Source organism: Psychrobacter sp. UBA5136 (assembly GCF_002414005.1).
GTDB lineage: Bacteria > Pseudomonadota > Gammaproteobacteria > Pseudomonadales > Moraxellaceae > Psychrobacter.
This window is the reverse complement of record NZ_DHYG01000050.1, coordinates 22,743-31,232: the sequence shown is the minus strand read 5'-3', so window position 1 is coordinate 31,232 and position 8,490 is coordinate 22,743. Positions and strand designations below refer to the sequence as shown.

Annotated in this window: 6 protein-coding genes; all 6 read right to left on the bottom strand. The window is 47.8% G+C overall.

Features of this window, described 5'->3' with window-relative positions; all coding sequences use genetic code 11:
• Positions 1-186: 186 nt before the first annotated feature.
• A complete protein-coding gene (locus tag B4240_RS07140; RefSeq protein WP_349679085.1) occupies positions 187-1,137 on the bottom strand; it encodes a putative RNA methyltransferase in 951 nt (316 codons plus the stop codon).
• 199 nt (positions 1,138-1,336) lie between these two features.
• On the bottom strand, positions 1,337-2,455 hold the full coding sequence (gene mraY, locus B4240_RS07135) for a phospho-N-acetylmuramoyl-pentapeptide-transferase (RefSeq protein ID WP_296237833.1): 1,119 nt from the start codon (positions 2,453-2,455) through the stop codon (positions 1,337-1,339).
• A 3-nt stretch (positions 2,456-2,458) separates the two neighbouring features.
• The gene (locus B4240_RS07130; protein WP_296237832.1) at positions 2,459-3,895 is read right to left on the bottom strand and encodes a UDP-N-acetylmuramoyl-tripeptide--D-alanyl-D-alanine ligase; all 1,437 of its coding nucleotides are present in this window, start codon (positions 3,893-3,895) and stop codon (positions 2,459-2,461) included.
• A 115-nt stretch (positions 3,896-4,010) separates the two neighbouring features.
• Complete coding sequence (locus tag B4240_RS07125) at positions 4,011-5,774, bottom strand: UDP-N-acetylmuramoyl-L-alanyl-D-glutamate--2,6-diaminopimelate ligase (RefSeq protein WP_296237829.1); 1,764 nt, start codon at positions 5,772-5,774, stop codon at positions 4,011-4,013.
• A 68-nt stretch (positions 5,775-5,842) separates the two neighbouring features.
• Positions 5,843-7,951 carry a peptidoglycan D,D-transpeptidase FtsI family protein gene (locus B4240_RS07120; RefSeq protein ID WP_296237828.1) on the bottom strand — a complete coding sequence of 703 codons (2,109 nt, stop codon included), beginning with the start codon at positions 7,949-7,951 and terminating at the stop codon, positions 5,843-5,845.
• Positions 7,948-8,418: a cell division protein FtsL gene (ftsL, locus tag B4240_RS07115; protein ID WP_296237826.1), complete on the bottom strand. Its 471-nt coding sequence runs from the start codon at positions 8,416-8,418 to the stop codon at positions 7,948-7,950. Before ftsL ends, B4240_RS07120 begins: the two co-directional genes overlap by 4 nt.
• Between the last annotated feature and the right edge of the window lie 72 nt (positions 8,419-8,490).

Genomic DNA, 8,490 nt, shown 5'->3' with positions numbered 1-8,490 from the left:
TTTAATTATTGGGATTGGTATAACTGCAGAAATTATGGAGCGTCAATATCAGTATATTGCTGACTCTGATGAGGTTACGCGCGAAGCGGTGAAAAACTGGCCGCTGCCTTGTCGAATTTGGAACAACATCATCGCCACGATGGGACCTATTATATAAGTCGACCTTTAGCAAAGTAAGCGCGTAGCTTAACTGCTCACTACCGTTTTTTGCAAAATATAGATGACAAACTTAGCTTCCGTTGCAAAGGGTTTTGTCTCGACCTCTGCCAAGAGCGCTTGTCTTTTTTCGCTGCGCGCACGGTACGCGTAAGGCGTCATGGTCATTAAATCTGCCAAATCCTCTGCGGACAAACGTAGCTTGGTGCTGACGCGATGGGTCTCTAAAAGTTGAAAATAAGGCGCTAACTCATCCAAAAATTTATCAGAGTCATGCTCTCGAACATCATCAAATAACGCTTCTCGCATCGTCGCCAAATGTCCGATATCAGGCTTAGCAATGATGAGATAGCCTTCATCAGTCAAAACCTCATTAAACGCTGCTGGCAAGATTGGGCTAAAAATACTGCTAATGCCATCGACGCTATGCGCGTGTAGTGGCAAATGCGCCGCGCTAGTCACCAGCGGATAAATAGCGGCTGCTTTCATTATCTCTGAAGCAGAATCATCTTTAACTTCTTGATACCAAAGCCGTCCCAAAGCCTTACTGGTTTTTGCCAGCTCTACAACGGCAGGTTTGCTGATATCGGCTGCAATAAGCACATCCATGCCAGTCTGCGCCATTGCCTGCGTGTAATAGCCTTCTCCGCAGCCAATATCAAGCCAGTTAATGAGCTTATCTTTTTGCTCAAGGTTGGCTTTTTTCGCCGTCAATAACGCCGCCATCTTTTGGCAAATGAGCGTTTGTAGCGGCTGATAATGACCGGCCGTTAAAAACCGATTGCGCGCCTCAATGGATTGCTGACTGTCGCCCGGCGCTTTGGATTTTTTTTGCTGCACGGGCAATAGATTGACATAACCCTGCCGCGCCACATCGAAAGGATGAGCAGTTTGCTTCGGATTTAAACTGCCATCGCAGCGCCAAGTAACGGCTGCTGGCTGCATGGGTGATTGGCAAAGGGGACAAATAAATAAGCGCACAAATCTCTCAAAGTCATTGCAATAGGGCTGTTATTTTAACAAAGTTCCGGCTCAGTAAGGGATAAAAGGTGGAGTAAAAAGCGCAACAAAAAATACAAAGGAAGAATTATAAACAAACACTAAAAAAGCCATCTCATGTAAAACAAGATGGCTTTTGTATAAATGATATTTTTATTCACTATCAAACAATATGGCTGTCTTAACGTAGCTTTAAGGTCATTAGCCCAAGAATGACAAGGATAATAGCAATAATCCAAAAGCGAGCCACCACTTGCGTTTCTTTCCAACCAATTTCTTCAAAGTGGTGATGGAGCGGCGCCATGCGAAAGACGCGTTTTTTACGCAGTTTATACGAGCCGACCTGTAGCATCACCGACAATGCTTCGGCGACAAATAGACCGCCCATAATGGCAAAAGCAATCTCTTGGCGGGTCATAACCGCAATTGTACCGAGCATCGCGCCTAACGCTAATGCGCCAACATCACCCATAAATACTTGTGCGGGATGGGCATTAAACCATAAGAAACCAAGTCCTGCACCAATCATCGCGCCGCAGACAATAATCACTTCTGAGTTATAGGCAATATAAGGCACATGCAAGTAATCGGCAAAACGCACATCACCTGAGACATAAGCCATCGCGCCCAAGCCCGCCGCAACCAAGACCACGGGCAAAATGGCTAAGCCATCTAAGCCATCGGTTAAGTTGACCGCGTTTGATGCGCCATTAATCACAAAGTAGGTAAAAATAATAAAGCCAATACCAAACGGCACTGCCGAAAAAGGAATCATCCAATCTTTAAAAATCGGTAGTAGCAAATCCTGCATCTCGCGCGTGGTCGCCATATTTGGCTGCAAGGTAGCAATATAATATAAAGAGACGCCAACAAATAAAGCGCCCATCGACAGCCAAAAGTATTTTTTGCGAGCGATTAAACCTTTGGGGTCTTTATATTTAATTTTAAGCCAATCATCCGCCCAGCCGACCGCGCCAAAGACAACCATCACCACAAGCAAAATCCACACATAAGGATTGTTTAACCGCGCCCACAGTAAAATTGATACCCCTATCGCGCTTAAAATCAGCACCCCGCCCATGGTTGGGGTACCAGTTTTGACCAAATGCGACTGCGGGCCGTCATTGCGAATCGCCTGACCGTACTTAAGCGTACGCAGGTGCTGAATAACGCGGTCGCCAAAAACCATGCTAAACGCAAGGGCGGTAATAACCGCCAGTAACGCCCGTAGCGTCAACGAAGAAACCGCAGAAAACGGTGTATAATACTGGCCAAGCCAGCCAAACAACCAAACTAACACCGCCTACTCCTCGACTAGCGCATTGATAAGGGTTTCCATCTCCATGGAACGTGAGCCTTTAAACAGCACGGTACAAGGCTGCGCCTGTTGTGCTTGTAAATAAGACTGCAGATAGGCCAATAAACTGTCTTTATCAGCAAAAGCATGGGCGCTAATAGCAGAAATCTCTTGCGCGCCTGCCACCGTATAAGGCGCATATTCACCAACACACAGCAGCACATCGATACCCGTGGTCGCAATCGTCCGGCCCAAGCTTTGATGCTCGCTAATTGCCGCCTCGCCCAGCTCTGCAATATCGCCAAGTACCATCACTTGCGTTCCCGTTTGGGCCGCAAGTACTTTGGCTGCCGCTCGTACCGAATGCGGATTGGCATTATAAGTATCATCAATCAAGCGATGCATACCAAGTAGCTGACTGTTTAAGCGCCCTTTTGCAGGACGCGCGTTTTCAAGCCCGACGACAATATCGCTGATATCAATATTTAGCGCATACGCACAAGCACCTGCGGCCAAGGCATTATTAACATTATGCTCGCCCGCTAATGGCAGATTGATATCATGAACTTGGTTGCCGATATGCAGCTTAAATTCGCTGCGCTCAGGCTCGACATCTAAATGACTGGCACTCACATCAGTATTACCAAAACCTATCACGTGTGAGGTTTGCTTTTCGGCAATACGGCGCAATTGATTGGTAAAATCATCCTTATCAGGAACGATGGCAAATTGGGCATCGCTTAAAGTATGATAAATTTCAGCCTTGGTTTGGCAAATGCCTTCACGGCTACCAAATTCGCCCAAATGCGCAGTACCAATGTTTAAGATACACGCCACATCAGGTTGCACAATCTCGGTAGTATAAGCAATCTCGCCAATATGGTTGGCGCCCAATTCCAAAATCGCATAACGATGGTAGTCGGATAACTCGAGCAGCATCATCGGCACGCCTAAATCATTATTTAGGTTGCCACGGGTAATCAGCGTTGGCGCTAGCCTGCCAAAGATACTACCGAGCATTTCTTTGCAGGTGGTTTTACCGCTCGAGCCAGTAATGGCAATGACGGTTAAATTTTTATGCTGCTGCCGACGATATGCCGCCAACTGACCGAGCGCTAAACGGGTATCACTCACCACTAACTGCGAAATGCCTGCAGAAATAGGACGTGAAACAATGGCCGCAACCGCGCCTTTTTCTATAGCGGTAACGATATAGTCATGACCGTCAAAATTATCACCCGTTAATGCCAAAAAGATATCTCCCGCTTTTATAGTGCGGGTATCGGTGGCGATACGAGTACTCATCACCTCATTGCTTGACTCTGCTTGTGCTTCAGCAAACTGCCAATGCCCATCAAGTGCTGCGGTTGCCGCAAGCAGATTGTCTGCTTGCCAAACATACAGCCCTTGCGACTGAATGCTGTTATCGTGGTCGGCTGTCATAATTGATTACCTTATATATGATGACTACTTATCTTTTTATCTTTGCTATTTAACGATATCTGTTGTTTAAACGCTCAAAAAATGAACGGCAGGCGCTATTATTTGGCTATAAAGGTTATAGGCGCCCAGCTTGCTTGAGGGCATTTTGCAAAATAACGCTGTCGTCAAAATCATAACGCACATGGTTAATTTCTTGATAGGTTTCATGACCCTTGCCCGCGATAACGACAATGTCATCAGCCGCGGCTTGCTTGACCGCATATTCGATGGCTGTTTGGCGTGCAGGCTCGATATGGGTACGTTGATATTGCTCAATTGTCATGCCCGCTTGCATATCTTGCAATATTGCCTTTGGGTCTTCGGTACGCGGATTGTCTGCCGTTAAAACCACTTTATCCGCCCCTGCCAATCCCGCTTGCGCCATCAATGGGCGCTTGCCCGCATCACGGTCGCCGCCGCAACCAAATACCGCCCACAGCTGACCTTTACAGTGAGTTTTTAAACTGGCAAGCACTTGGCTTAACGCATCAGGCGTATGGGCATAATCAACGATAAAACAGCCGTTAGCAGATGGCACACGCTGCATACGTCCGACCGCGCCTTGTAGCTGCGGGACAACGGCGGCAATACGTTCAAGGTTATCGGCTATATTATTGTTCCTATCACCGTCATTATTAGTCTCAACTGCGGCTGCCGCTGCCATCGCCGCAAGTAAATTTGCCACATTAAAGCGTCCGAGTAACGGGCTGACGATATCTAAACTAACGACTTTTGCATTGCCAAGATCTGTACGCAGACCAATCTCAACGCCTTGCAAACTTGGCGTGATATCAGCGGCGACAAAGGTGGCAGATTTTGCTGGGTTTAAACTATACGTCCAAACCGTTAACTCACTGGCACGCGCCGTATCAAGCATAATTGGCGCATACTCGTCATCAATATTGATAATGGCGTGGGTTAAGTCTGGAAAGTGTGCTTTATCAAACAGTTTGGCTTTTGCTGCGGCATACTCTGCCATGTCGGCATGATAATCGAGGTGATCACGGCTTAAATTGGTATAAATCGCCACCGATACGGGCATACCTTGCAAACGCTGCTGATCCAGACCGTGCGAGCTGGCTTCTAATGCCAGTAATTCCGCGTTCTCAAGAGCCATTTGATATAAAAACTGCTGCACTGCTAAGGCATCGCCCGTGGTATGACTGGCTTGCACTAACGCGCCAAGCCGGCCATTACCAGCCGTTCCCATCACAGCGCTGCTCATACCCGTCAGCTGGGTTAACTGTGCGACCAATTGACTGATGGTGGTTTTGCCATTGGTACCCGTCACCGCCACGACCGTTGGCAAGGTCACCGGCTGCTGATATTGCAAACGCGCTTGAATAAGGCTGCCTAAAAAATCGCGAATATTGGGCACGTATAAAACTGGGCAAGGCAGGGCGGCTAATTGCTGCTGCGCTACGGACTGTGCATTAACAGTAGATAATGGAATATTGGCATGCGGCGGTACATTGGCTTTCGATAATAAAGCAATTGGATCAATTTCTGATAGGATAAAAGCCGCCCGCTCAGCAGCTTGATACAGGTAGTCACGACTTTTTTGACAATTTGGCGTATGGCTTTTTAATAAGACAAAGACATCGTTGGCCGCTAACTGGCGGCTGTCTAAGCAAAATTGCTCAAAGGGAATATGAGCAACCGACTCTATTGAATTTGTTGAATCCTGCTCAGCCACCATCGCCGTCAATGTTTGTGCTAAATTGTGACTGTGACCTGGACCATGACTTTGATTGTTAACACTGCTGTCGTTGCCGCTGGCTGCAATCAGCTGCTGCAAGGTGACGGGGGTGCTGCTTAGCGGCGAGGTAGACAGGGTCATTGGCAAATCCTAAACGGTTAAAACGCATCAAATAGTTAACAGCGGAACAAGGAAAATTACTTTTTTAGCTACTGCTCTTCAGTCTTTAGCGGCTTATCTAACGGCACGTTATACAAACGCAGCGCTTCTTTCATGACGTTATGGAAAACGGGCGCCACGGTTAAACCCGCATAAATCTGACCGCGCGGGTCTTCGATAAGCATCACACCGACCAGCTTAGGATTGGACGCTGGGGCCATACCGGCAAAGACGTTGCGATACTGGTCGCTATAGTAGCCGCCTTTAGGGTTGATGCGGCGCGAGGTTCCTGTTTTACCAGCAACGCGATAACCATCGATGGCCGCGGCTTTTGCGGTACCACCCGGCTCGGTGACACTTTCTAGCATTTGTACGATAGACATGGCTTGCTCGTGCGCCATGATACGTTTGCTTGGCTGTTTTTTGCCATCTTTAATCAAGGTTAATGGATGCATCACGCCGCCAGCTGCCAGTGCCGAATACGCCTGCGCCACCTGCGCCACCGTTACTTGTAAACCATAACCATAACTGACCGTTGCCCGTCTTGAAGTTTCTTTTTCTTTTGGCGTAACGACAAGCCCACTGCCTTCACCGGGGAATTGCAGCGGTGTTTTTGCGCCAAAGCCAAACTGCCTTTGCATATTGGTAATGGCATCAGGCGGCAAGGATAAGGCAATCTTGGTCGAGGCCACGTTACTAGATTTTTGTAGTAACGTCGCAAGCGTAATCCGTCCCAGATTATTATGGTCACGTATCGTATAACCACGCACACGGATAGAGCCAGGATTGGTATCAATTAACGATGTCGTGGTGTATTTACCTGAGTCTAAAGCGGCGGCCACGGTAAATGGTTTCATGACCGAACCAGGCTCAAAGACATCAAGCAGCGCACGGTTACGCTGGTTTTCGCCCGTCATCTCATTGAGATTATTGGAGTTAAATGACGGCCACGTCGATAAAGCGAGCACTTCACCCGTTTGTACATCAACAATCATACCCGTCGACCAGCGCGCTTTTTGTAGGCGACCCGCTTTTTCTAACTCTTTATAGAGCAGATACTGCAAGCGTGAATCAATGGTCAACGCGACATCTTTGCCCGGTATTTCTGGCTTGACTTGCTTGATTTCTTTTAAGCTGTTCTGTTTAGCGTCTTTTAGCACCATCACTTTACCATCTTCGCCCGCCAGCACCGTTTCGTATTGACGTTCGATACCAGCACGCCCTTCGTAACCGCCTTCGGGATCAGCAGCATTTTGCCCCATAAATCCTAACAGCTGCGAGTTCGGTTGCGGCTGCGGATAATAGCGCTGGAAAAAGTTTTTCTCATAGACACCGGGAAAATCAAGTGAGCTCACACTTTGGGCAATCTCTGGCGTTACTTTATTAAGAAGCGGCAGATAATGCGAGCCTGCGCCCGATGGCAGTGCCGCTTTGACCGCCTCTTCATCGGTAACATCGATACTATCGTCGATGGCGGTGGCTTTTTTGAGCTCAGTGACCGAAATATTGGCCGCCGCGGCAAGCGTGGTCAAATCCATATTGTCCAAGCGCTTTTGCATACGCGCGATCAGCTGTGGACTATCAGGATTGGTCAAGATAATACGTTTAAGCTCGTAATATTCGCGCGCGTAATCATGCGGGCTAAAAGACACCGTCGCCAGTGGCGCACTAACCGCTAACGGCAAATCATTACGATCGGTAATCATACCGCGATAGGATTTTTGCGTGCGTACGCTGGTAATCAGCTCATTGCCTTTATCTTGGTAAAATTGCGCATTGGCCACTTGTAAATAATAAGCGCGGCTGATGAGTAAACCTAAAATGACTAACGATAGCGCCCATATGGTACGGAAGCGGTTTTTATCCTGCTCGACACCGCCGCGAGACGACGCCCCAGAGGCTTTACCTAAAAACGCTCTTTTGCTTTTTTGGGTTTTAACACTGGTATAAGCGCCCTGCTCTTCACTCTTCTTTAAGCGACTAAAGAGCTTGGCTTTGCGGTTATCTGCCGCTTTATTATTCCCTTTATCGCTTGTCTGCCCAGATTTGGCGGCGCTGGCACGGCGTAGCGGCTTAGTGACTTTACCGCTGGTTGGTTTTTTGCTGCTATTTTTAGCGGCGGCTTTACCGTTTTTGGCAGTGGGCTTTTTATCATTCATCGTCCTGCCTCCGCTAGGTCGGCATCTGCTTCAAAAAAATCGCTTTCATTAACAGTCGTCCCTTCGCTATCAGCCTCATCCGGTGCTAGTGTGAGCGCAACCGCTGCCCCTGGTTGAATAATCAGCTTATCTTTAAGGGTGGGAGAAAACATACCCAGCTCGGCAACCGCACGACTGGCGATTTGCGGGGTCGCACTAAAAGTCTGCTGCTCGATAAGCAGACGCTGGTGTTCTACTTGCAGCTTACGCTCTTGTTTTTTCATGTCTTGCAAGGTTTTATAATCCTGATGATATTGCTGCACGCCTTCGGCCGTTTTGATACCGCTCCAAATAATCGCGGCCGCAAGCAACAATAATATGACCACATAAATACTGACCACATTAAATCGGCGCACGAATAATTCACCAATGTCAGTATTTGGGGGCATTGCGGCGCGGCGGTTTACGGGTTTGTCAGATATTGCCATGACGATCTCAAAAAAGTGAACTACAAAATATAAAAAGTGATAACTGTTTGCGAGTGATAAAACCCTTTTAAG